Source organism: Achromobacter sp. CSND-B12 (assembly GCF_052906545.1).
This window is the reverse complement of sequence record NZ_JBREGJ010000001.1, coordinates 2,913,725-2,937,438: the sequence shown is the minus strand read 5'-3', so window position 1 is coordinate 2,937,438 and position 23,714 is coordinate 2,913,725. Positions and strand designations below refer to the sequence as shown.

The window sequence follows — 23,714 nt, the reverse complement described above, 5'->3', positions numbered from 1 at the left end:
AAAATCAGCCTTGCTTCCGTTGGGTCACCAGATTCTTCATCTTGACCCGATGCGCCAGGATGGCGCATACCACGGATAGGACGATACAGAGCACCAGTCCCGTGCGCACTCCGTTTAGTACCGTACTGTGCGAGATCAGGATGCCGACGATTGCCGTGCCCAGGGCGCTGCCGATGGCGCGGGTGGTCTGTACAAGCGCCGAGGCCACGCCGACATCGCGGCGTTCGCTCAGCATTTGCATGAAGAGCGTCAGGTTCGGAAGCAGGAAGCCCAGCGCGCACCCGTTTAGGAAAAACGCCGCCAGGATCCACCATACCGAAGTGCCCGGCGTGATCAGCAGCACCATCAGTGCACCAATGGCCATCAGCAGGCCGCCAAACACCATCAGCCGCTGCGGTTCCGTCTGTTTGGGGAACAGCCGCCCGTTGATGATGCTGCCTACGGAAATGGCTGCCACTAACGGCGTCATCAGCAGGCCGGCTTCGCTCGGCGTATAGCCGAGTACCTGCTGTAGCAGCAGCGGGCTGTAGAAAATCAGGACAAACATGACCGCGCCGACCGTCATTGCCGCCAGGTTCAGCAGTTGGGGTTCCCGGCCGGTCAGGACGCGCAAGGGAAAGATCGGGGATGCGATGCGGCGCTCGATGGGAATCAGCAGCGCGATGGCTGCCACGCCCACGACAGCCAGCGCCAGGCCCATCATGGGATGGGCGTGCTCGCCGGTGGCGAAGCCAAGCTCCAATGCGGCCAGCGGCGCGCCCACCGCCAGTACCAGCAGGACGGCGCCAAGCCAGTCGATGCGCCTTTCTCCGGCATGCATCGGCCGGATCCGTGGAAAGTAGCGTGCCAGCAGGAAGAGCGCCACCGCCGCTGCGATGGGGGAAATGAAGAACGCCGCGCGCCAGCCGAGCGCCTGCGTGACGGCGCCGCCCAGCACAGGGCCGACGCCGCTGGCCATTGCGAAGGCGGCCGAGACCAGGGCCATCCAGCGGACGCGCCGTTTGGCGTCGGGCAGCAGGTCCGCAGGGGCCGCGAAGGCGGTGGCGATCATCATGCCGCCACCGATGCCCTGCAGAGAACGGAAAGCGATCAACTGCCCCATGCTTTGGGAGAGGCCACAGGCGATTGAGCCCAATGCGATGATCAGCACCGATACCAGCATGAGCGGTTTGCGCCCGAACATGTCGCCCAGGCGGCCAAAGATCATGATGGATGCGGCGGTTGCCAGCAGATAGCCGGTGCCCACCCAGGCGTACAACGCCATGCCATTGAGCGCCTCGGCGACGCGTGGCAACGTGGTGCTGATGATGGTGGAGTCCAGCGCCGCCAAAACGACCGTGGCGGCCACCCCGGCCATGGCCATCAACAGATCTCGGCGAGAGAGATAGGGGTCCGGGTCGGGGGGCGGCGATGGCGGCGGCATGGTCATGCCGCCAAGCATATCATTCGCACATCAGGGCAATTACTTATAAAACGCGTGGTAGCCCCAGAAAACCGCGATCACCAGCACCACGATGGCCCATGACCAGCGCGAATTGGACAGGCCGCGGGGGGCGGGTTCGGGCGGTGGCGGTGGCGGGGCGACTCTCGGCTGCTTGGCCATGTAGTCGATGAAGGCAGTGAAGAACTTATCGATGATCTTCTCGCCCGCTTTCAGGAGCACGGATTCGCCATATTCCGCCAGGCGACCCCCCGTCATGCCGGCAACGGTATAGGCGACTCGCGTGCCTTGGTCTTTGGTCGTCAGATTGATTTGAGCGGTGCCGATGGCGAGGCAGGCGGCTTTGCCCTTGCCCTCAAATACCAGCGTGCAGCTATTGTGGGGATCGACGTCCGAGAGCAGGATCTCGCCCTCGTAGTCAGTATCCAGGCCGCCGATCTTGGCTCGTAGCGTGACCTCGTACTCGGTCAGGCTCTTCTGCACGACCTTTATACAACCCGGAATGCACTGCTGGAGGACTGCGGCGTCCGTCAAGGCGTCCCAGGTCTGGTGCTGGGTCGAAGGAATCCACTGGGCATCTGCTATGCGCATGGCTGTCTCCTTACTTCCTGTTGTAGTTCTATTGTGATACCAAACGGCAAAAAGCACTATGGGGGCGTGGAGGCACGGGGGGAAAGTGACCGATATCGCGGTAGAGAGCCCGTAGGCATGCAACGGTGAAGGGGATGTGAATTGAACCGGGTCTCAAGGGCTGGTATCGTGCGCATGCCTGGGATGTAGCCGGGCAATCCTCTTCGCTCCCTGCCGATCGAACTGGCCGCCAAGCCCGTAGGCCTTCCTGACGTTGTTCGTGCCCAATTCATAAGATGAAAACAAATAATCGCTGGCAACAAAGCCTAGCTCACATTCTAATCATCCTGGTTGCGGTTGCGGCATTCATGGCCGCGATTCAGATTCGGACCGACTTAGCCGCGGGATGGGTGGATTCTTCTATTTACTACTCACTTTTCCTGAATAAGGCCGAACAGATTCAGCGCTTTGGCGCGATCTATTTCGCAGGTCGGTGGCCGTGGATCCTGTTCGGTGCGACGGTTTTCGAGATCTTCCCGCCGGCAGTGGCGAGTGCCGTATTCACTTATTGCATTCTCTCCCTGATCGCTCTCAGCACCTATGCCTTTGCGCGTTGTTTCATGGCACCCGCGGCGGCGGCTCTGGCCGGCATTCTGGCCGCCTGCAATTTGCAGGTCGCCCAGACCACCGTGGCCGGGTATCCGAGCGTGGCCGCCGCGGCCTTATTTTTTTTGGCAGGAGCCCTGAGCATCCGGAGCTGGAGGCGTGATGCCGTTGCATTGCCTTTCGTGGCGGGTTTGTTGTACGGGCTCGCGGTGATGACTCATCCCTTTGTCGCGGTGGCTGGCGCGCCGATTTATCTGGTGATGCTTCTGATGCACAGGCGAACGCAGCGTTTAGGGCGCTTGGTGATGGGACAAGTGGCAATGGTCGTGGGCGGATTGGTGATGTTGCCTATCAGCCTGGCCGTGTTTCGTGTGTATTATTCCCTTTCGAGCGAAGTGCTTTCGACTATGTGGGCGACTACCAAGTATTCCGTCCTCAGTGGGCAGGGAAACTGGTTTAGCAAGTCGTTCGACGCGTTCCTGCTGGACGGCGGGGCGTACATTTATTTCGCCGCGGCGATCCTGGCCGTGGTCGTCAGCCTTGCCCGCAGCGGCTGGCGCTGGTCACGGGTCGAGCGCGAGTATCGCTTGGTTCACCTGCTCTACCTGGCACCGCTGATCTGGCTGCTGCTCTGGGATTTGGCGTTCCGAGCCGTTGTGATGCAGTACGCCTTCTACCAAGTGTTCATCTATGGTGTGGCTGCCTTGCAGCTGGGGTTGTTAGTGGCGCAGGCTGGCCTGTTTGAACGGCGTCCGCTATTGATGCTGGTGGCGTCGGTCTCCGCGTATCTGGCATTGCAGGCCGCGGTTCTGGTGGGGTTGGACCTGGGACTTAGCATGTTGGTTCTGCTTTCGATGGCCGCCGTCCTGCTGGGGGTCGCAGGCTTGGGCCAGATGGTTACTAAAAGAATGGCGATCCAGGCCTGCCTATCGGCTACTCTGGTCTTGGTTGCGGGCACTGCCGCGGGTCTGACTCGATATGGCCTGTCGGTCCATGCGCCAGACGTGTCGGGAGCGCCGGCCATCGAGGTCGCCAAGTGGGCGATGCAGATAGCAAGGCGGTATACGGGTCCGACGCAGCCAATGTTATTTGCATACAATCGGGGAGACTACGTATTGGGGCCTGAGTACCCTGTGCGTAATGATAGATGGGATTTCGTATTTGACGGTCGACGCAGTTTCTTTAACATCTTCGACACGATAGCCGGGGTCTATCTATGGGACCGGAGCATGCTGTTGACCGATGTGTCGCAAAAGCTGGATTCTACTGTGCCCTATAAGATGCTGGGTTTGTTCAAGAAGACTGCAGTGGTCATCTTGTGGACAGATGTCGATCGCCGTCATGAAATGCTGGAAAAATTGTCGGCTGCCGACCTTAAGGCAACCGAGGCTGCGGCCGGCTCTTTCCATTCAGGGCCTTTTGACTTTTCATGGGCGGTTTTCGATCTCGAAAAATCTGACTGATTGTCGACGATTCTGATTACCGAATCATGGTGGTCAAATAGAGAATAATCATAGAAATTACATAAAATACATTAACAGAATAATCCTGAGTGCAAATCACGAAACGAATAATTTTCTGAATTTAGCGGGTGAAGCTAATCAAGGGGTGAAGAGTTATGATGAGAAAACGTCATTTAAGCCGCGAAGGTGCATGATTCTTATGGAAATCTTAAGGAAACCTTCTTGTGCCAACTGTGATGCCACTTTACTGCGGCCTGCGTTGTTTCCAATGCGTGAGTAATACTATGCGGGGCCATAACTCCGATGTCGGATGCGTCTGCGTGCGGGTTGAGCGCGAATTCCTTGTGCATATCGCATTGCCATTTTTGGGAATGGATAAAAAGAGCTGATATGAGTATGCTGCGCAGGGAAAAACATCAAACGGAGTCCCCGATCTTAGCTCCTGGAATAATTCTGCAGAATCTCTATGTGGAAGAACGCTTGAAAAATCACGCTCCGGGCAGATTCATAGAAATTGGCATTGGACGGGGCCATTTGTCCAGAATGCTTCTCGATATGGGGTGGACCGGCACGGGATTTGATCTTGGCGAGAAGGCCCTGGAGGATGCTGCAAAGATCAATAAAAGATATGTCGACAACGGCGCGCTAGAGTTGCGGCAGGGTAATTGGCTGGAGTATCAAGATGACGAGCCGGCTGATCTGGTCGTGTCGTGCATGGTGCTGGAGCATCTGGAAGAAGCTGCCGAAACCGAGTATCTGCACAAAGCTCGCGCATGCATGAAGCCTGGCGGACTTGGAATCTTGCTGGTTCCCGGTTCGCCTGCGCATTGGGGCGCTGAGGACGATGTTGCTGGGCATTTGCGCAGATATACACCGGAATTGCTACGCTCCCGCCTGGAATCTGCCGGGTTTACCGTGAATTCGATTGCGGGCTTGACTTATCCATTATCAAATATGTTATTGCCATTGTCAGATTTTCTAGTCAGGAGATCAGCGGCAAGGTTTTTGAATTTGTCCCAAGTCGAACGCACGAAGCTCTCTGGGCGGAGGCAAGTTTGGGGGAAAACGGAATTTCCCCTATGGACGCGGATATTGCTCAATAAATATGCACTTTATCCGTTCCATCTTTTGCAAAAAATTAATAGAAACAAGAAAAACAGCTTGACGCTATACGCGGAATTTACAAAATGATTGGGTTGGGGGGGGGAAGTGAAATTTTCGTTCAGTGAAATTTCACCTTGGCGCGAGTTTTTTTTGTTTCTCGCAGTGGTGTTGTTTTGGGTCGGATTCTGTTCCATTTCCCATATCCGACGTCGCGTGACGGTCCTTATTGATCGGTTTCTCAACTTTTCTCGAAGGCGTGGCGCAATATCCGAGCTCTCATTGGAAGCGGATCTACGCCGTATTGACTTGGTGAGGATAGTCGCCGGTCTGTTGGGTTGCCTCAGATATGGCGCTATTTGTCTGTCGGCGATCGATGGCGGCGAACAATTCCAATTGGTGTGGGCGGCGATCGGGACCCTGCTATCGCTGTTGGTCATGGTCGGTCTTTTTACGCCGTTTGCCGTCTTTTTCCTGATGGGGGGCGCCAATCTCCTAGCGGATAACTTCCTTGGCGCGTCCACATTGGGCACGATGGTGTTCTCCATCGTCCTGCTGTTGTGTCTGCTGGCGCCCGCTGGAAGAACTTTGTCTGCCGACCGCTGGCTGATCAAATGCGACATACCGCTGCTGGCCACTCTCGTCAGTTGGCAATTGAGCATCAGCGGTGCCTGTTCCAACAACCGTTTGCTCTGGGCGAAGTTTGTCAGCTTGCTGGCGTATTTCTGCGTTTGCCTGTATTCGATCACTTGGCACCTGAACGATGAGGCCTGGACCTCCGGAATGGTGTTGGCCTGGGTCATGCTTTCGCCGATGGCCATGCCGGCACTGGCGGGTACCGGCTGGGCCATTTATGAGTGGTCGCCTTGGCTATATGTCAATTTGACTCGTCTGATTTGCATTGGCATGTTCGCTTGGTACGTGCTTGTGCTGCCAGGCCTCTTCATGGGCAAATGGTTGCGGATATACGCCATCTATTGGGGGCTGTGCTTCTTCTTGGTCAGTACCTTCGGTCTGTCGCTGAGCTATCTTGGTCTGTACGAGTTGTTGTTCTGGTTTGCGCTGTTCGCTGCTGGCGGGGTCACCGGCGCCCGGCCAGGGGCCATCGCGGTGTTGTTTGATGATCGCTGCAACCTTTGTGATCGGACGGTGCGATTGCTTGCGCGGCTGGATATTTTTGGCAGATGCGAGTTTTTACCCATCCGCCGCAATCTGGACTTCGCACACCGCCACGGCGTTTCGCTGGAGCAAGGCCTCACCGACCTGATCGGTATCGATACGGACGCCAGTGAAGCCGGGCGTCATGCCGGCTATGAGCTTTACCTTTTGTTGAGCAGGCGACTGCTGATCCTATGGGTGTTCTATCCGATCCTACTGCTGGGTAAATGGACCGGCCTGGGACCACGCGCCTATCGCTGGGTGGCTGATCGCCGTACGCGTCTGTTTGGCGTTTGCGAAATCTCGAGCCTGCCTAACCGCTACACCCGATTGGGCCGGGACGTGCATTTGGATGTGGAAGTCGGGAACGCGGGCCGGCAGTTCCGTGGTGACGCATTTCCACTGGGGGTGTCGTTGGCGGTGCTGCTGATGGCCGCAAGTTTCCTGGTCCGGCTGCCGGTCAAGGGCGAGCATAGTGTCGATGGGCCCTTGGCCAGCGCCTCTCGCAGCCTGTTCGGGGCGGCGCCGCTGGGTTTCGGCATAGGCAAGATCAATGTATTCAATGCGGAAGATCTGTCTTTGTTTTCCTATGGCATGGCGGTGTTGGAGAAGGAGGACATCGAACGGTCCCGGGAAGGAGATGCGAGTGTCGCTGACGATGTCATCTATGACTTGAACGACGCCGAACGCTATTCGATTATTGCGCAAAGGCGCAGGATGGCGCGGATGAACCTGGGATGCGACAGGGATGGCTGGGAGCAGATTGCGCCTGTGCTTGCCGCTGCACGCCGACGGGATTATTTCGTGTCGGGTGACATCATGACGGTCAGCATCATCAAATATCCGTGGCCAAGCCCGACCAGCTTGAGAACATATGAGAGGGTGCGTCAGGACGCCGGCGCGCCGCTTTGCACTGTTGATATCGACGTGGAGACCGGCGCCTTGCGCAAATTTCAGTTCGAGCAGGAGGGCGTGAACCGGCAATTGATTCAGCTTGGTTACGAATTGCCGTTGGCCCCGGATATGGCGGAGGGCGCTATTCTCTATCCCTTCCTTTCGGATGGTATTTTCCTGAGAATCCTGGCAGCTGCGCACGCAAAGCTGAATTCGGACAATGCGCTGCGCGCCGCCATCGTGGAAGCGGGCGCCGATACCAGGGGGCGGTTTGCGTTGGATCATCTAGTCCTGATCCACAGGCTATCGACCCGCTGGCCCAAGCTGCTAAAAGAACGTTTGATCGTTCCAAGCGAGCAAGTTTGCGAAAGCGGGTTGGCTCTGGTCCGCGCACTGGTTGCCGTGCCACGTGGAGTTCCGGATGACCTGCATGCCCATTTGGTACAGTATGAAGCGGCGGCTTCGGCCGCTTGGCATTCCAACAATATGGCCGAATGCACCTCCGTCGTGCTCAAGGCGCGTGGGTTGTGGTGGAAGCGGATGACGGCGTTCGCCTCCTGATACGCGATCACGTCGGCTGCCGGGTCAATTTTCAAAGTTATCACAAATGGCAATCCAGTCCAGTGCGGGTTTTGTTCCTGTTGAACGCTACGGTGTGCGTGAGCAGACGCCTTCCGGCGGGCCGGTGGAGCGCGCGATCGAGTCGCTTCGTACCTTTGGCTATGCTATTTATGACGCGGGTTTTTCGCCCAGCGAGATGGTGGCTTTACGTGAACGTTTCGACGCTGTGCGTGAAATGGTCTACCAGCAGGGGGGCGGCAGGGATCGCCTGACCCGGATCGACGAGCAGCACACCTTGCGCGCCATGCTGGCGCACGATGCCAGCTTCCTCGAATTGGCCCGGCATCCGGACATCCTCGCCATCGTACGCCAACTGGTGGGCGACTACATCGTTCTCAACCAGCAGAATGGCGTGATCAATCCAGGTAACGGTCGCGAATACAACCAGGGCAAGTGGCACCGGGATCTGCCCTACCAACATTTCGTCTCATCGCGTCCTCTGGCCATCAATGCGTTATTCTGCGTGGACGAGTTCACCCATGACAATGGCGCCACCCTGGTTGCGCCTGCGTCGCACAAGATGGAAGCCTTCCCGTCCGATGAACTTTTGCGGCAGACTGCGTTGCAGGCAGTCGCGCCTGCAGGCCATTTCATCATCCTCGATGCCATGACTTTCCATTCCGGGGCGGTGAACCGCTCGCCCTGGGATCGCCGCGCGGTCAATCACGTTTATACGATCCCGATGATCCGCCAGCAAATAGATCTGCCGGCCGTGTTGGGCGCAGATTACCGGAAAGAGGATTCCTCGGTGCGCAGTCTGTTGGGCTATGGGCTGGAGGTGCCGCGAAGCGTCGAGGAGTACTACCTGGGCCGGGAGCAACGAGTACAAGGCAGCCGCGCCGCCATGTAGCTCGGGCTTTGCGTCAGGTCAGCAGGCTTTCGGGATTTAGTAGGCGCGCAATGCCGAATCCCGTACGGCCGTAGCCGTTGCCGTTGTAGAGCATGTAGTAGTGACTACCGCAACGGAAGACACAGGGGTAGGTCCTTTCCTGGGACTCCCAATCGGCGGCCGGGGATTCGAACGATATGCGCGAATCGTCGCGCTGCCACGATTGCCCGTCGTCATCGCTGAACGCGAAGCCGAGTTGATAGCCGGGGTTCCTCCGTGCGTACCACATCAATTTCCGCGGCTTCAATGTCAGCACCACCGGTCGTGATATCGCAAATTCCTCGGGATCGGCAGCGCGCGCCAGATCGACGGCCACGCCCGGCAGAGGGTTCCACGCAAGGCCATTGGGGGACCGGGCCTCTCGTACGATGTGCTCCATCTCCAGGCCCGTCGCTCCCCAGAAGACATGTGATCCGAACCACATACGCCAATCGCCAGCGCCAGCCGAAACCCAGGGGTAGCCGAGTGTGTAGGGATTGATTTCCGATCGGCCGACGATAGGCGCTGCGCCGTATCGCGTGAATGTCTCTTTGGCGGCGGTGTTGGCCGGCGCTGTCGCCAGACCGATGAAGTTGGTGAAAGGAACTGAGCGGCCGACGGTCCAGCCGAGGTAGTACGCAAGTAGGCGTCCGTCGATTTCGATTACGCAGGAAGCGGTCACGCCGTCAGCGTCAAAGGCGCCTCGCGGGCCGGGCGAAAGCAGAGGTCCTTGCGGTGGGCCCAAGTGATCGACTTTGTCGTCTCGTACGCTGAGGTCAACGCAGGCAAGGTGGGACCTGTTGTCGGCATCTCGACATGAAAAGTAGACTCGCACGACGTCGTCATCGAGTACCCGGGCGGTTGGATAGGAAGCATGGCTGGCCGCCCAACTCAATCCGGAAGGTCCATCCAGCACCTGGCCCAAGGGTCGCCAGACCTGCGTTTTATTCTGCTTGTTGGCCATGATCATTGGCGGATGCGTGAGGCGTGGGCGGCGATTGCTTGTACAGTGCGCGCACTGTAGCGAGCGGGCGCCGTTTGACCTCTAGGAAGATGGTGCCGATATAGATGGCGATGATGCCGTTGAAGAAAATACTGATGCCGCTGAAGAGCGCGAATGTGGTCATCGTCGAGGCCCAGCCGGGTACGGTGATGCTGCCAGTCAGGTGTAGCACCAGCAATACCAGTACGCTCAATATGCTGAGTCCGAGTATGACCATGCCGGCGATGAAGACACCCAGCAAGGGAGTGATGGAAAAGCTGGTGGTGTGCGTGATGAAAATGCGAATGAGCTTGCCCAATGAGTAGCTGGTGGGCGACAAGGCGATCTTGTCAACCTCCACGGGCATCTGCTTGAATCCGACCATGTGCATCATGCCGACGAGGAAGATCTCGCGCTCGTCGTATTCCAGTAGCGCTGTCAGATATTGACGTGTCATCAGCCGGGCCGTCACGACGTTGCGCGGGAACGATGCGGACGTGAATAGCTTGATGGCGGAATAGAAGATGTGGCGGCAGGCCCGATACAGTAGACCCCCCTTTTTTGCTTTCTGTACGCCGTAGGCGACGTCGCTGCCACTGCTCGTCATCAGGAGGAAGAAGTCCACCAGCCAGAGTGGATCCTCCTCGAGATCGCCGTCCATAATGCCGATATAGTCGCCGGTGGCGAAGCGCATGCCTGTCCACAGCGCCCGGTGTTGTCCGACATTGGCTGCTAGGTCCACGACGACGGCGCGGTGATCGGCCAGGGCCAGCTCGCGACCGACCTCTAGCCCATTGTCCGGGCTGCCGTCATTGACGAAAATGACCTCCGCCGTGGCGCCTATCAGGTCCGCCGCCGCCACGGCGCGAGCGAAGAACTCATGGATCTGGCCCGAGGTTTTGTAGATGGTGGTGACGACTGAGAGCTTCATGACGGGGAGGTGTCCGCCGCGCCGGAAAGAAAGTACCGCGGCGCCTGGTCGCCGGTCATGAACAGCAGGTCTAGCACAGAGACCGCGTGCTCGAAGTCACCATGCAACTGGGGATAGGTCGGATATGGGCCGTACGACATCCATTCGACCGAGGTCCCGATATCGGTGAACAGGTTCTCCTCCAGGTATTCCTTGGCGGAGGGGCCGGACACGTAGTGGGTGGCATGGGCCCGGCGGCAGACATCAACCAGACGTTCACTGCGCTTACCCTGCGGTGCGTAGTCACCGTCGCGCGTGATGCGGACCTGAAGGCCGAGCAGGGCGGACAATTCGCGAAGGAATCGCTCGTTGACCAAGGTCAGCAGTTTTTCCTTGGCGACGGTTTCATACAGTTGCCGCAGTATGGGTCCGTAGGTAGTGAAATGCGGTGCCTTGCGATAGGCCTGCTCGATCGAACGCCAGTGTTGTTCGGCCCAGTCCGGTTCCGAGATTTCCACCTCATCGATGGGCTGTTCGTAGCGTGATTTGGTAACCACTGGAATTGTCAGCCATTGCAGGCCGTTGGCGGTCTTGATCTTGTTGCGGTTGTGCCAGTGGCGCTTGACGTACTGAGCGCCATCGAGGATGACGTATTCGTCGCAACGGTTCAGAAGATCGAAGAAACCTTTCCAGGGGATATAGCAGGATTGAATGGCGGCCAGCGTCTTGGCGGGCCGGGTCGCCAGGGCGGAAGTATGCGGCATGGCGATGTCAGAGCGACTTGAGGCGGGAACTGGGAACGCGTGAGCGTTCGCTCGACGGACCTGGGTAGACGCCTTCCGCTTCGGCGTCGGCGTTGATCAGCGCGCCAGCACCAATGACGCAGCGGGCGCCAATCTTCACATGGTCTCGCAGCGTGGCGTTGACCCCGACAAAGCACTCTTCGCCCAGTGCCACGCCGCCGGAAACGACGACGTGCGAGGCGATGAAGCAGTGGTCGCCGATCGTGGAATGATGGCCGATATGGTTGCCGCTCCATAACGTAACATTGTTGCCGACGCTGGCGAAGGGCTGGATGGTGTTGTCTTCCAGAATGAAACAGTTCTCCCCAACGGCCGGAGGTTCCAGGCAACTGATGCGGGAGCTGACATAGCTGGCCAGCGGGTAGCCGAGCTCGCGCGCGGCCAAGTACTTTTCCTTGCGGACACGGTTCAGCTTGGCGTAGCTGACCGCAATGAACATGTGGTGCGATTCGGGGGCATGGGCCTGCGTTACCGATTCGAAGGGCACCACCGGCAGGCCGAGGAACGTCGGCTCTTTCACGTAGGCGGCATCAACGGTGAACGCCACCACTTCGTAGTCGCTGTCATGACTGAAGTAATAGTGTGCAAGTTGCGCGATGTCGCCGGTGCCGAATATGACGAGAGGTTTCTTCATGCCGACTTCCTTACCAGGATCGTGAACTCGTACAGGTCGTAGTCGTGCAGTAGCGCGACATTGCGCGAATACCTGGTCTTGCAAAGATCGAACAACGCGAGCGGGTCGGCGTAATGAAGGTCAGCCCGCATCCTGTCCGCGTCGGAGTACGACGTCAGGCAGTTGAAGGCGAAGCCGCGTTCGCTGGTCCGAGCAAGGATTTCCAGCGCGTCTTCGATGTACTGCTGCCACTTGCCTGGGTCATGGTCGAGGCGGACGTTGAATATCCCGCTGGCGATACCGAAGTCCGCAGGTTCGTCCGGCTCGGATGTCGTGACGTAGCGGGCGTTGTCAGCGTCACCGTGACGGTTACGACAGGCCTCGATCATCTCGCCGGAAATGTCAAAGCCGGCATAACGAAAATTCCGTGATTCCTGGGTCAGGAAGTCAAAGAACGCGCCGTAGCCACAGCCGAGATCATTCACTGAGTAAGGCGAGCCATCATTCGGTAGGACCTTCGCCAATTGGGCAAACCGCAAGTTCTGGCTCGCTTCACTGTTCCAGTCCACGCCGCGGGGTTGGGTGCCATGTTCTGCCAGTTTTGCCGAGTAGTAGGAGGCGACAGACGAAAGAAGATTCGAGTCTAGGGCGTTGGCCATCTGGTTCTAGTTGGAAAAATGAAGGGCAGACCTGATAAGGTCTGCAAAACCGGTTTTTCAGGCTGACACGGCGTTCCCTTGCCGCCATCATCTGTGCAGTACAAAAGTCAGCCGATGCTATGCCAAGCGCTATGACTGTAGCAAATTCATTGCGCATGTCAATGTTGCTATACGCAGACGTGGCCATTGAAAACTCAGGGCCGGACAGTGTGGTTACTTTGTATGACAACTTGTGGTCGATTCTGTGCTCAGCCGGCTTTCTGTCGTCATTTTTGGCCGAGCTTGACCTCTTTCATTCGCGCTCTTGCTAGACTAGCGCTTTCCCGAGAAACGGCTGGGTTCAACTCTGCAACTTAAAAATGACGATATTGACTCCCGCGTTTTTTGAAACAGAGCTTGCTCGCCTTACCGCTGTGGTGTTGTCGGATGAGTTCGTGCAGGCTTGCGCGAAAGCGTGCAATACGCCCGTGGAGCGCGCACGGCTGCGGTTGGTCGACTGCCATAATGAGGTGAGCACCGGGTTGCGTGTGCTCAGGGAGATCCCTTCCGGCGCCCGGGTGCTCGAAGTTGGGGCGGGCACCGGATTGCTCAGCTTGATCCTGCGCAGCGCAGGCGTCGACATCGTGCCGATTGAGCCGGGCAGCGGCGGGTTTGGCTTCAACGCCACTGCTGGTCGTTTGCTACGGGAGCGCGTCGACGCGGCTGACCTGAAGGTGCTCGACATCGGTGTGCAGGATCTGGATCCTGCCGTGCATGGAAAATTCGATCTGATCTTTTCGGTCAATGTGCTTGAGCACATTCCCGACCTGACCAGCGCTTTCGCAGGCATGCGCTCCGTATTGGCGCCGCGCGGCAAGATGCGCCACACCTGCGCCAACTATCTGCTGCCCTATGACCCTCACTATGGCATTTTTCTCGTGCCGTTCCTGCCCCGGGCGACCGCTTGGTTCAAGCCGTCGCTGCGTAACGATGAGGTCTGGGAATCGCTGAATTTCGTGACGGTCGGACAGGTCAAGCGGCTGTGCAAGCAGCATGGCCTGACTTGCTCATTCGAGTCCGGCGCACTGTACGAGGCATTCCAGCGTCTCGGCACCGACGACGCGTTCCGGGCGCGTCAGCCAGGGTGGCTGTCGGCTGTGAAGCGGGTATTGGAGGTCACAGGGGGGTTGAAATTGATAAAGCATATGCCTGCGTCGATTTCCACCCCCATGACCTTCACTTGCGGCCTGCCAGACTAGATAGCGCTCAAGAGCACGTTGATGACGTGGTCCTGGGCCTGAGTGTCCAGGCCCGCGAACATGGGCAGGCGCAGCAGTGTCTCGCTGATGCGTTCCGTTATGGGTAGCGCGCTTGCGCAACGCGCGATACGTGAACCTGCTGGCGAGTTGTGCAGCGAAACGTAGTGCGTCGTGGCGCCGACTCCGGCTTCCAGTAACTTTTGCCGGAGTGCCTCACGTTTTTCCGCGCTGTCCAGCAGCAGATAGTAGATATGGCCGTTTGCCTGGGCGCCGTCCGGCACTGTTGGGAGAGTCAGCTTGCCTTGCCGTTCCGCGTCTCGGAAGGCTTCATGGTAGCGGTTCCAGGCTGCCAGGCGGGCGGCGGTGATGGCGCGCGAGTCTTCCAACTGCGACCACAGGAACGCGGCAATCAATTCCGAGGGCAGGAAGGACGAGCCGACATCTTGCCAAGTGTAGCGGTCGACTTCCCCGCGCAGGAACTGTGAACGGTCGGTGCCCTTTTCGCGCAAAATCTCGGCGCGTTGGGCCAGCGCAGAGTCGTTGGTCAGCAACGCGCCGCCTTCGCCAGCGATGACGTTCTTGGTGGCATGGAAACTCAAGGCGCCCATATCCCCGATGGTACCCAGCGGTTGGCCGTGCCAGTAGGCGTCTGCGCCTTGCGCGGCGTCTTCAACGACCAGCAACTTGTAAGCACGCGCGATGTCCATGATGGCGGTCATGTTGCAGGCGACGCCAGCATAGTGTACCGGGACGATGACTTTGGTCTTTGGCGTGATCGCGCTTTCGAGCAGGCGTTCGTCCAGGTTCAACGTGTCCGGACGGATGTCGACGAACACTGGCGTGGCACCGCGAAGGGCAAAGGCGTTGGCGGTGCTGACGAAGGTGAACGACGGCATGATGACTTCATCACCCGGGCCGACATTGCTCAGCAGTGCGGCCATTTCCAGCGCAGCGGTGCAGGAGTGCGTGAGCAGGGCCCGGCGGGCACCGGTGACGCGCTGGAGCCATTCCTGACACTTGTGGGTGTAAGGGCCATCGCCGGCCAGCTTGCCGCTCCGGATGGCGGCAGCGATATGCTCCAGTTCCCGGTTGGTCAGGTGTACCGCATTGAATGGGACGTTCTTCATAGCCGCTTAAGGGTTAAGGTTGACCAACGTCAGACCGCCCATGATGAGGGCCAGGCCGGCGATCTTGGTCCAGCCGATCGGTTCGTGGAAGGCAATGGCGGAACCGACAACGACCAACGGATAGATCACGCTCGTGATGGGATAAGCGACGCTAAGCGGCAGGCGCGTGCTGGCAAGCGTCCAGCAGATGAAGGCGATGCCGAAGCTGACCGCCGCCAGGGCGACGAGCGGCGACATGAGCGTTTGGGCGACGAATAGCAAGCGATTGAACAACCCCGACGGCAGAGGTGGCATGCGGTTGATCTGTGTACGAAAAAGCAGTACCGAGATTGCCGACAAGACGACCATGGCCGCCAGCATGCCATAGGCTGAAAACTTGCTCATTGATGCTCCTGCGCGAGGCGTTGAAGATAGTCGCCATAATTATTCTTGCCATAACGGGCGCTGAGTTCGAGCAGGGCCGGCGTATCGATCCAGCGTTGGCGCCAGGCGATTTCTTCCAGGCAGGCAATTTTCATGCCCTGCCGACGCTCAACCGTGGCTACCAAGTTGGCGGCGTCGAGCAGCCCGTCCGCTGTGCCCGTGTCCAGCCACGCAAAGCCGCGGCCGAGTCGTTCCACGTGCAGTTGGCCCAGTTCCATGTACAGGCGGTTCAGGTCCGTGATCTCGAGCTCGTTGCGGACCGAAGGCTTGAGCGAGCGCGCGAGGTCGATGACCTGGTTGTCGTAGAAGTAGAGGCCGGTCACCGCGTGGTTGGATTTCGGTTGCGCCGGCTTTTCCTCGAGGGTCACGGCCTTGCCGTTCTGGTCGAAAGACACGACGCCGAAGGGCCGCGCATCCAGCACTTGATAGCTGAAGATGGTGGCACCCTGCTCGCGCTGGTTGGCATTTTCCAGCGAGGTTGACAGGCCGACGCCGTAGAAGATGTTGTCGCCCAGTACCATGGCGACGCTGTCGTTGCCGATGAAATCGGCGCCCACCAGGAAGGCGTCTGCCAGCCCGCGCGGCGCCGATTGCGCGGCATAGGAAAGATTGATTCCCAGCTCGGCGCCCGTGCCGAGCAGGTTCTGGAAGCGTGGTAGATCCTCGGTCGTGGAAATCAGCAGGATGTCCCGGATGCCGGCCAGCATGACGACCGACAATGGGTAGTAGATCATCGGTTTATCGAAAACCGGCAACAACTGCTTGCTCATGCTGCGGGTCATCGGGTAAAGCCGGGTGCCGTGGCCACCCGCGAGTACGATCGCTTTGCGCATATGGCGAGAATCATAGGTTAAGGGGTACGCTGGAGTGTAATACAGGGGGGTAGCTTGGAAATTCCTTTGAGGTCAGATCTTTTTGTGTACGAAATTATTTCATGAAGGTTTCCGGTCACAAACTAGTGCCACTCTTTTCGGTAACAATTGGACGCATAAAATTCCGTTGGCATATTGCGTCGCCGTTGTTTTTTTTGGTCGCATTTGGCTTCTACCTTATCTGGATTGGTGCAACTGCGGGCACCTTCGTCACGGGCGATGAAGGTTACATATTGGCCACGGTTGCCGAACCCGGGCTGGTTCAGCAGGTGGCGCCCTATCACTTCGGCGAAATCATGCATTCGCTATGGGTGCTGTCGGGGAAAAGCATCGTCGGATACCGCCGCCTCACTCTCGTGGCCGGCTCGCTGGCTGCGGGGGCCCTGGCCTGTGCGTTGTTGCGCCACACAGGACTAAAGGCGGCACGCGAGCGTTATGGCGTTGCGTTTCTTCTGGGGGTGTTCGCCTGGACCAGCGCTCATTTCCTGGGATTTATTTCCACTGGCTACAACCAGATTGCCTCGATTGCCACAATAATCGGCGCGTATGGCATTGTCTTGCTGTTCATTCCCTTGTCGAAAAATCCGATACGATTTTCGTCGGCATTGTTGGGTGGAGGGATGATCTGCGTTGCGAGTACTTTGATGATGTACTCAAAATACTCCGCCATGGCATATGTCCTGGTCGCGATAATCGTTTTTGTTGGTATGTTTCTGGTATACCGAAAAAAAAGCGGAATCGTGACGCCGGTATGGATGTTTGTGCTGGTCGGTATCCTGATCGCCATCACCATTATCGAAATGCAGCTCTATCTGGAGGCGACGGCGTTCGTCCAGGAATATATCGCCGCTCTCGGCCTGCATGAGCGTCTTATCACCCGCGATGTGCTTAATTTCCTCGCCTTTCTGGTGGTATTCCTGCTCGGGGCCATTGCGTGGAAACGCAAACAGCGGGCGCCCCAGTCGCCATTCGGCAAATGGTTGCCGGTTCTGGGTGTTGTGTTGACGGCCGCGGCCTTCTGGTCGCCGCTGTTTCTGGAAACCGGGCGGGATGTGGCCCAGGCACGCAATAGCACGGCCTTGATCTATGCGATCAGTCCGCCCTTCGCGATGCTGTTGGCGGTTTCGATCTTCTATGTGCTGGGTCAGCTGGGCGGCGCGCTGGTCTGGGAGGCGCGCGAGTCCGGTGAGACCGACGCCAGCCTGTTCCTGGTCTGTGCCACGTTGATGGGAGCCGCGGTGTTCATGCCGGTCGGCACCAGTTCAACCTTCGGATTTGAGCTGAATATCTTTCGCTCGATGCTGGGCTGGATGTTGCTGGCCGCCAGTTTCCTGATCTATGGCGGCTGGCGCTGTAGCCGGCCAGCATTGCGTACGCTGGCCGCGCTATGCGTTGTCGGTCTGTTGCTGGCGACGGCGCACGGCTACGCCCGACTCAACGCGATGACCGGCACACCTTTCAAGCCCCGGTCCCTGGCGGGCTGGGTGCCGATTCCCTTCCCGGACCAGGGCTCCGTCTACCTCTTGCCGCAAGTCGCCGCAGACATGGTGGCCATGAAGGAAGCCGCGTCTTCGGCAAATTGGCGGCCGGGGACCTACATCCTGGATCTGACCGGAATCAGCAAAGGGGTGTTGTTCTATCTGGGGGCCAAGCCGATCGCGCATGGTTGGTATTCGTCGGTCACGCCCGAACGGGATGCCTTGGCGGCGACGGCGCTGGCATTGGGAATCATCGCCCCCGACGTGTTGCGCCAAGCGTGGATTGCCAAATGGGAAACCCCCGTCGAGGGCGAGTTGCCCCCGGCTTTTCTCAATGACTTCCAGCTCGGATTTCCCGGGCGGTACACGCTGGTGGGCGCATTCCGGATTCTGCCCGGCTATCCGAGGCTGCAGATCTGGGCGCCAGAGTCCGATCCCGCGGCCGAGCGGACCGGGCACGGTATCGCAGCGGATACGAAATAAGAATTAATTCGGTTGTGGCGCAGGCGTTGGAACTGGTGCTTGCGCCATGTTCAATCGGGCCGCTATCGGGCTGTTTCCACCCTCTGGCGTGGCGGTGATTGGTCTACAATATCTGGCTATTCTGCCCATACAGGCATCTTGCTGCCTTGTGCGGGGAAAGCCGTCGTGCTGACCCGCAGAAAAGGCGATGTCCGCCCTTCTGTCCAAGTCAGTCCCGCAGGCGTGGTTCGCCGTCCGCAATCCAGGAATGGTGAGCGATTCCTCGAATGTGTACTGCCTAGATAACAACGCATATGCTGAAAGACTCAGTCATCCTGATCACCGGTGGAACCGGTTCGTTTGGGCACGTCTTCGTGTCGCGGACGCTTGAAAAATACCAGCCTCGCAAACTCATCATTTATTCTCGCGACGAGATGAAGCAATGGGAAATGGCGAAGCTCTACAAGGACGATCCGCGTGTTCGTTTCTTCATCGGTGATGTGCGCGACAAGGATAGGCTGTATCGCGCGTTGGACGGCGTCGACTATGTCGTGCATGCCGCCGCAACCAAGATCGTGCCCACGGCCGAGTACAACCCGTTCGAGTGCATCAAGACCAATATCCATGGCGCGATGAACCTGATCGACGCGTGTATTGACCGCAAGGTCAAGCGCGTGGTTGCCCTGAGCACCGACAAGGCCTGCAATCCCATCAACCTGTATGGCGCCACCAAGCTGGCGTCGGACAAGCTGTTCGTGGCCGGCAACTCCTATGCAGCTCAGCACGACACGCGTTTTGCCGTAGTCCGATACGGCAATGTCATGGGCTCGCGCGGCTCGGTCATTCCCTTTTTCCTGTCGATCGCGGACCAGGGAAAGTTCCCGATTACCGATACGCGCATGACACGTTTCATGATCACGCTGGAGCAAGGCGTGGACCTGGTCTGGCGGGCGTTCGAGGACATGGAAGGTGGTGAAATATACGTCAAGCGTATCCCTTCCATGAAGATTGTCGACGTGGCCAAGGCCATCAATCCCGCGGCTGAACTGGACATCGTTGGCATGCGTCCGGGCGAGAAGCTGCATGAGCAGATGATTTCCGCCGAGGATGCGATGTTCACGTATGCGTACGAGGGTTACTACAAGATCCTGCCGATGATCCATAACTGGAATACCGATTTCAAACGGATCAAGGACGGCGTGCGTTGCCCCGAAGGGTTTGTCTATTCATCTGACTCCAACGAAGAATGGATGGATGTGGATACGCTCAAGAATTGGATTTCCAAGACGGACTTCAACAAGGTGGCGTGAACCATGATCCCCTATGGCAAACAGTCCATCAGCGATGACGACATCGCCGAGGTCGAACGCATTCTGCGTTCCGACTGGTTGACGCAAGGCCCGGATATCGAAGCGTTCGAGAAGTCGCTGGCGGCATACTGCGGCGCGTCGCAAGCCGTGGCGGTCAGCAATGCCACGGCAGCGCTGCACATCGCCTGCCTGGCCGTCGGTCTTGGCCCTGGCGACTGGCTATGGACTGTGCCGAACACGTTTGTCGCGTCTGCCAATTGTGGGCGTTATTGCGGGGCATCCGTCGACTTTGTCGATATTGATCCGCATACCTACAATATGTCCATCGACGCGCTGCGGAGTAAGCTGGAGCAGGCCGCCGCCGGGGGGCGGTTGCCCAAGGTGGTGATACCCGTTCATTTCGCCGGGCAGTCGTGCGATATGGTCCAGATCGCCGCTTTGGCCGGGCAATATGGCTTTCGCGTCATCGAGGACGCCTCGCATGCGGTGGGCGCGGATTATGCCGGCCAGAAGGTCGGCTGCGGCGTGCATAGCGACATGACGGTGTTCAGCTTCCATCCCGTCAAAATCATGACGACCGCGGAAGGCGGTGCGGTCCTGACCAACGATCCGCAGTTGGCGGCCAGGCTACGGGGATTGCGCAGCCACGGCATTACCCGCGATCCCGCATTGATGTCGGGCGAAATCGAAGGAGCCTGGTACTACGAACAGCACGGTCTTGGCTTCAACTACCGGATCACCGATATTCAGGCCGCACTGGGCAGTAGCCAGCTGCGTCGGCTGGACATCTTCCTGGAGCGGCGTCGCGCTCTGGCGCGGCGCTACGATGCGTTGCTGGCCGATCTGCCGGTGGTGGCCCCCGTGCAGGCCACGTATGGCCGCTCGTCTTTTCACCTGTATCCGATTCAACTCACCGATGCCGCGGGGGCGTCGCGTCGCGACGTGTTCGCGGGCATGCGCGAACGAGGCGTGGGCGTGAACGTCCACTATATTCCCGTACATCTGCAGCCTTACTACCGGGATCTCGGATTCACCAGCGGCATGTTTCCGGTGGCCGAAAACTACTATCGCCGCGCGATCAGTCTGCCGCTGTACTACGGGTTGACCGATGCTGAGCAGGAACAGGTGGTTCAAGCCTTGCGTGACTGCCTGCCATGAAGCTGGCCCTGGGGACCGTGCAGTTCGGATTGCCGTACGGCGCGACCAACAAGCGAGGACAGGTAGGTACTGACGAGATCGAACGGATTCTCGCCCGGGCTCGCTCGGCCGGGATCGATCTGTTGGATACGGCGGCGGCATACGGAACCAGTGAAGATGTGTTGGGCGCGTCCGGCGAGGCGGGATCCGGTTTCGGCATCGTCACCAAGACGCTGCCGTTGCGCACGGACGCCATCGACGCGGCGGCCGTCGAGCGCGTCGTGAATGGCGTACGGCAGAGCGCTCGGCGACTGCGCGTTGCTGCGCTCGACGGGTTGCTGGCACATCATGCGCCTGATCTGCTGGTGACGGGTGGCGACCGGCTCTACGATGCCTTACAGTCCCTGCGCGCGGAAGGATTGGTGCGCCGATTGGGCGCATCGGTCTATACCGTCGATCAGCTGTTAGCGTTGCTTGAGCGTTATCCGCTCGAGATTGTGCAGTTGCCCATGAATGTGCTGGACCAGGCGTTCTTGCAGACTGGAACGCTGGATCGGTTGGTGCAGCGCGGCGTCCAGGTGCACGTGCGTTCGCTTTTCCTGCAGGGCATTCTGCTTGCCGAGCGTTTGCCGCGCGCGTTGCAAGCGCTTGATCCCGGCTGGTCGCGGTTCCGGGAGTGCTGCGCACGGGCCGGCCTTACGCCGTTGCAGGGGTGCCTGGCATATCTGAAAACCTGCGAACAGGTTTCCTACGGCGTGGTCGGAGTGGAAGACTCGGCACAGTTGCGACAGATCCTGGACGCCTGGGAGGGGCTGGAGGGCCGTTCCCTACCCGATTTCAGCGGCTGTAACATGGCACCAGAGAAGATGCTGAACCCGACCAACTGGCCTGTGGTGGAGCGTTTGAACGAATGAAATTCCTAGCCTTGTTGCAAGCGCGCACCAGTTCTACCCGGTTGCCAGGCAAAGTGCTGAAGCCATTGCTTGGTACCCCCATGATCCTGCGCCAGCTGGAACGCCTGAAGCGCAGTCGCCTGATCGATCAACTCGAGGTCGTGACCAGCACGGATGCCAGCGACGATGCGTTGGCATCCGTGCTGGCGCAGGCAGGCGCTTCAGTCTATCGGGGCAGCCTGGCCGACGTGTTGGACCGCTTTTACCAAGCGGCGCAGCGGCATCAGCCCGAGCACGTCGTTCGGCTGACGGCCGACTGTCCATTGACCGACCCGAGCGTCATTGATGCCGTGCTCGATTTCTACCTGCAGGGCAATTTCGATTATGCGACCAATGCGATCGAGGCGACGTTTCCAGACGGACTTGATGTCGAGGTGTTCCGATTCGAATGCCTGGAGCAGGCCTGGCATGAAGCGACGCTGCCTTCTCACCGGGAGCATGTGACGCCCTTCATCAACCAGCAGCCGGCGCGCTTTCGGATCGGCCACTATCGGCAGGCGCAGGATTTGTCGGCGCTGCGCTGGACCGTGGATGAACCCAGGGATTTCATGCTGGTAGAACGTGTCTACCAGGCGCTGTATCCCGCCAACGCCGCCTTCTCGACCGCGGATGTGCTTGGCTTGATTGATCGCGAACCGGAATTGGCAACATTGAACACCGGCATTGTGCGCAATGCCGGTCTTGCGAAATCGCAGACCGCGGACCAGCAGTGGCTGGCAGCGAAAGGAAACGACCATGAGTAGCCGCTATCAACAATCCGAATCCCTGCTCGAGCGGGCACTGAAAACCGTCCCTCTGGGTTCGCAAACTTTCAGCAAGAGCCGGACCCAGTATCCGTTCGGCGTGTCACCCTATTTCATCGCGCGTGGCAAGGGCAGTCATGTGTGGGATGTGGATGGCAACGAGTATGTCGACTTCATCAGCAGCCTGGCGTCACTTACCCTGGGACATGGCGACCCCCAGGTCAACCAGGCCGTGCGGGAGCAACTGGACGATGGCGTGATCTTTTCCCTGCCGCATCCGTTGGAAATGTTGGTGGCGGAAAAGTTGGTCGAGATGGTGCCTTGCGCCGAGATGGTCCGCTTTGGCAAGAATGGATCGGACGCCACGGCCGGCGCGGTGCGCGTGGCGCGCGCGTTCACCGGTCGTGACCGCGTTGCGGTCTGCGGTTATCACGGCTGGCAGGACTGGTATATCGGGTCGACCGCCCGGAATCGCGGCGTGCCCAAGGCGGTCAGCGCCCTGACCCATGGTTGGGCCTATAACGACATCCAGAGCCTGGACAAGCTGTTCAAGGAATTCCCTGGCCAATTCGCCGCAGTCATCATGGAGCCGATGAACGTCGCTGAACCGCAGCCGGGCTTCCTGGAGGCAGTCAAGGCGTTGGCGCATGAGCATGGCGCGCTGCTGGTCTTCGACGAGACCATTACGGGCTTCCGCTATCACAACGGCGGTGCCCAGGCCTTGTTTGGCGTGACGCCGGATCTGGCTACCTTCGGCAAGGGACTGGCCAACGGCTATCCCGTCTCCGCGGTCGCGGGGCGCGCGGACGTCATGCGTCTGATGGAAGAAGTGTTTTTCTCGTTCACTTTCGGTGGTGAGACGCTGTCGCTGGCGGCCGCGCTCGCCACGATGAACAAGCTGCAGGCCGAGCCAGTGGTGGAGACGTTGTATCGCCAGGGCGAGAAGGTACTGACCTTTCTGCGCGGGTATATCGGCGAACTTGGCGCGGACGATTTCCTGTCGCTGTCCGGCAATCCGACCTGGAGTTTCCTGCTGATCAAGGATACCGAGCGTTATAGCACCTGGGAACTCAAAACGTTGTTCATGCAGGAGATGCTTGCCAATGGGATTCTCACGTTTGGCACGCACAACATGAGCTATGCGCACTCGGATCAGGACCTTGAAAGGTTGTTCTCCGCCTACCGCGCGACACTGCCCAAGCTGGTGGATGCGGTCCGCCACGGCACGCTGCAGGACCTCCTGCATTGCAAGCCGCTCGAGCCGCTGTTCAAAGTGCGCTGA

21 protein-coding genes are annotated in these 23,714 nt (G+C 58.8%); 11 read left to right on the top strand and 10 right to left on the bottom strand.

Translation table 11 applies throughout. From position 1 onward, the window contains the following. Window positions 1-4 precede the first annotated feature (4 nt). Window positions 5-1,423: an MFS transporter gene (locus ACUTAG_RS13765; RefSeq protein ID WP_102965002.1), complete on the bottom strand. Its 1,419-nt coding sequence runs from the start codon at window positions 1,421-1,423 to the stop codon at window positions 5-7. Window positions 1,424-1,462: 39 nt separating this feature from the next. Then, the gene (locus ACUTAG_RS13760) at window positions 1,463-2,032 is read right to left on the bottom strand and encodes an SRPBCC family protein (RefSeq protein ID WP_054446475.1); all 570 of its coding nucleotides are present in this window, start codon (window positions 2,030-2,032) and stop codon (window positions 1,463-1,465) included. A 275-nt stretch (window positions 2,033-2,307) separates the two neighbouring features. Here ACUTAG_RS13760 and ACUTAG_RS13755 point away from each other — a divergent pair, with 275 nt between their 5' ends. The 4 genes from ACUTAG_RS13755 to ACUTAG_RS13740 all read left to right on the top strand — a co-directional run bounded on the left by ACUTAG_RS13755 (window position 2,308) and on the right by ACUTAG_RS13740 (window position 8,704). Beyond that, window positions 2,308-4,080 (top strand): hypothetical protein, encoded by a 1,773-nt coding sequence (locus tag ACUTAG_RS13755; RefSeq protein WP_131728088.1) that lies wholly within the window; start codon window positions 2,308-2,310, stop codon window positions 4,078-4,080. Between the two features lie 390 nt (window positions 4,081-4,470). Continuing rightward, window positions 4,471-5,271 carry a class I SAM-dependent methyltransferase gene (locus tag ACUTAG_RS13750; protein WP_165595775.1) on the top strand — a complete coding sequence of 267 codons (801 nt, stop codon included), beginning with the start codon at window positions 4,471-4,473 and terminating at the stop codon, window positions 5,269-5,271. A gap of 18 nt (window positions 5,272-5,289) precedes the next feature. Continuing rightward, window positions 5,290-7,794 (top strand): thiol-disulfide oxidoreductase DCC family protein, encoded by a 2,505-nt coding sequence (locus tag ACUTAG_RS13745; RefSeq protein WP_148317455.1) that lies wholly within the window; start codon window positions 5,290-5,292, stop codon window positions 7,792-7,794. 46 nt (window positions 7,795-7,840) lie between these two features. Further along, entirely contained in the window at window positions 7,841-8,704 is an 864-nt protein-coding gene (locus ACUTAG_RS13740) for a phytanoyl-CoA dioxygenase family protein (protein WP_238866077.1), read from the top strand. A 13-nt stretch (window positions 8,705-8,717) separates the two neighbouring features. Here ACUTAG_RS13740 and ACUTAG_RS13735 read toward each other — a convergent pair whose 3' ends face one another. Genes ACUTAG_RS13735 through ACUTAG_RS13715 form a run of 5 tightly spaced genes read right to left on the bottom strand, consistent with a single transcriptional unit; the run spans window position 8,718 to window position 12,689 of the window. Beyond that, the gene (locus ACUTAG_RS13735) at window positions 8,718-9,686 is read right to left on the bottom strand and encodes a hypothetical protein (RefSeq protein ID WP_222850761.1); all 969 of its coding nucleotides are present in this window, start codon (window positions 9,684-9,686) and stop codon (window positions 8,718-8,720) included. Further along, window positions 9,667-10,635, bottom strand: a complete 969-nt coding sequence (locus tag ACUTAG_RS13730) for a glycosyltransferase family 2 protein (RefSeq protein ID WP_054446465.1) — start codon at window positions 10,633-10,635, stop codon at window positions 9,667-9,669. The genes ACUTAG_RS13735 and ACUTAG_RS13730 overlap by 20 nt, the downstream gene beginning before the upstream one ends. Continuing rightward, window positions 10,632-11,378 (bottom strand): WbqC family protein, encoded by a 747-nt coding sequence (locus ACUTAG_RS13725; protein WP_054446464.1) that lies wholly within the window; start codon window positions 11,376-11,378, stop codon window positions 10,632-10,634. Before ACUTAG_RS13725 ends, ACUTAG_RS13730 begins: the two co-directional genes overlap by 4 nt. A 7-nt stretch (window positions 11,379-11,385) precedes the next feature. Further along, on the bottom strand, window positions 11,386-12,051 hold the full coding sequence (locus ACUTAG_RS13720) for an acetyltransferase (RefSeq protein WP_054446461.1): 666 nt from the start codon (window positions 12,049-12,051) through the stop codon (window positions 11,386-11,388). Then, window positions 12,048-12,689: a class I SAM-dependent methyltransferase gene (locus ACUTAG_RS13715; RefSeq protein ID WP_054446459.1), complete on the bottom strand. Its 642-nt coding sequence runs from the start codon at window positions 12,687-12,689 to the stop codon at window positions 12,048-12,050. The genes ACUTAG_RS13720 and ACUTAG_RS13715 overlap by 4 nt, the downstream gene beginning before the upstream one ends. Before the next feature lie 359 nt (window positions 12,690-13,048). Here ACUTAG_RS13715 and ACUTAG_RS13710 point away from each other — a divergent pair, with 359 nt between their 5' ends. Then, on the top strand, window positions 13,049-13,927 hold the full coding sequence (locus tag ACUTAG_RS13710) for a class I SAM-dependent methyltransferase (RefSeq protein ID WP_054446457.1): 879 nt from the start codon (window positions 13,049-13,051) through the stop codon (window positions 13,925-13,927). Here the strand turns inward: ACUTAG_RS13710 and rffA are convergent. Genes rffA through rfbA form a run of 3 tightly spaced genes read right to left on the bottom strand, consistent with a single transcriptional unit; the run spans window position 13,924 to window position 16,310 of the window. Beyond that, on the bottom strand, window positions 13,924-15,054 hold the full coding sequence (gene rffA, locus ACUTAG_RS13705) for a dTDP-4-amino-4,6-dideoxygalactose transaminase (protein ID WP_054485554.1): 1,131 nt from the start codon (window positions 15,052-15,054) through the stop codon (window positions 13,924-13,926). The two genes, ACUTAG_RS13710 and rffA, sit on opposite strands and share 4 nt — an antisense overlap. Before the next feature lie 6 nt (window positions 15,055-15,060). Continuing rightward, window positions 15,061-15,438 carry an EamA family transporter gene (locus tag ACUTAG_RS13700; protein ID WP_054446454.1) on the bottom strand — a complete coding sequence of 126 codons (378 nt, stop codon included), beginning with the start codon at window positions 15,436-15,438 and terminating at the stop codon, window positions 15,061-15,063. After that, window positions 15,435-16,310 (bottom strand): glucose-1-phosphate thymidylyltransferase RfbA, encoded by an 876-nt coding sequence (gene rfbA, locus ACUTAG_RS13695; protein WP_054485555.1) that lies wholly within the window; start codon window positions 16,308-16,310, stop codon window positions 15,435-15,437. The genes ACUTAG_RS13700 and rfbA overlap by 4 nt, the downstream gene beginning before the upstream one ends. Window positions 16,311-16,411: 101 nt before the next feature. Here rfbA and ACUTAG_RS13690 point away from each other — a divergent pair, with 101 nt between their 5' ends. From ACUTAG_RS13690 to ACUTAG_RS13665, 6 genes are all read left to right on the top strand, one after another. Then, window positions 16,412-18,310, top strand: a complete 1,899-nt coding sequence (locus tag ACUTAG_RS13690; protein WP_127481538.1) for a hypothetical protein — start codon at window positions 16,412-16,414, stop codon at window positions 18,308-18,310. A gap of 293 nt (window positions 18,311-18,603) precedes the next feature. After that, window positions 18,604-19,599: a UDP-N-acetylglucosamine 4,6-dehydratase (inverting) gene (pseB, locus tag ACUTAG_RS13685; protein ID WP_054446448.1), complete on the top strand. Its 996-nt coding sequence runs from the start codon at window positions 18,604-18,606 to the stop codon at window positions 19,597-19,599. 3 nt (window positions 19,600-19,602) lie between these two features. Next, window positions 19,603-20,757, top strand: coding sequence for a UDP-4-amino-4,6-dideoxy-N-acetyl-beta-L-altrosamine transaminase (gene pseC, locus ACUTAG_RS13680; protein WP_058665545.1), 1,155 nt, complete (start codon window positions 19,603-19,605; stop codon window positions 20,755-20,757). Further along, entirely contained in the window at window positions 20,754-21,650 is an 897-nt protein-coding gene (locus ACUTAG_RS13675; RefSeq protein ID WP_148317451.1) for an aldo/keto reductase, read from the top strand. Before pseC ends, ACUTAG_RS13675 begins: the two co-directional genes overlap by 4 nt. After that, window positions 21,647-22,432 carry a cytidylyltransferase domain-containing protein gene (locus tag ACUTAG_RS13670; RefSeq protein ID WP_054485558.1) on the top strand — a complete coding sequence of 262 codons (786 nt, stop codon included), beginning with the start codon at window positions 21,647-21,649 and terminating at the stop codon, window positions 22,430-22,432. Before ACUTAG_RS13675 ends, ACUTAG_RS13670 begins: the two co-directional genes overlap by 4 nt. Further along, window positions 22,425-23,714, top strand: coding sequence for an aminotransferase class III-fold pyridoxal phosphate-dependent enzyme (locus ACUTAG_RS13665; RefSeq protein ID WP_058665546.1), 1,290 nt, complete (start codon window positions 22,425-22,427; stop codon window positions 23,712-23,714). The genes ACUTAG_RS13670 and ACUTAG_RS13665 overlap by 8 nt, the downstream gene beginning before the upstream one ends.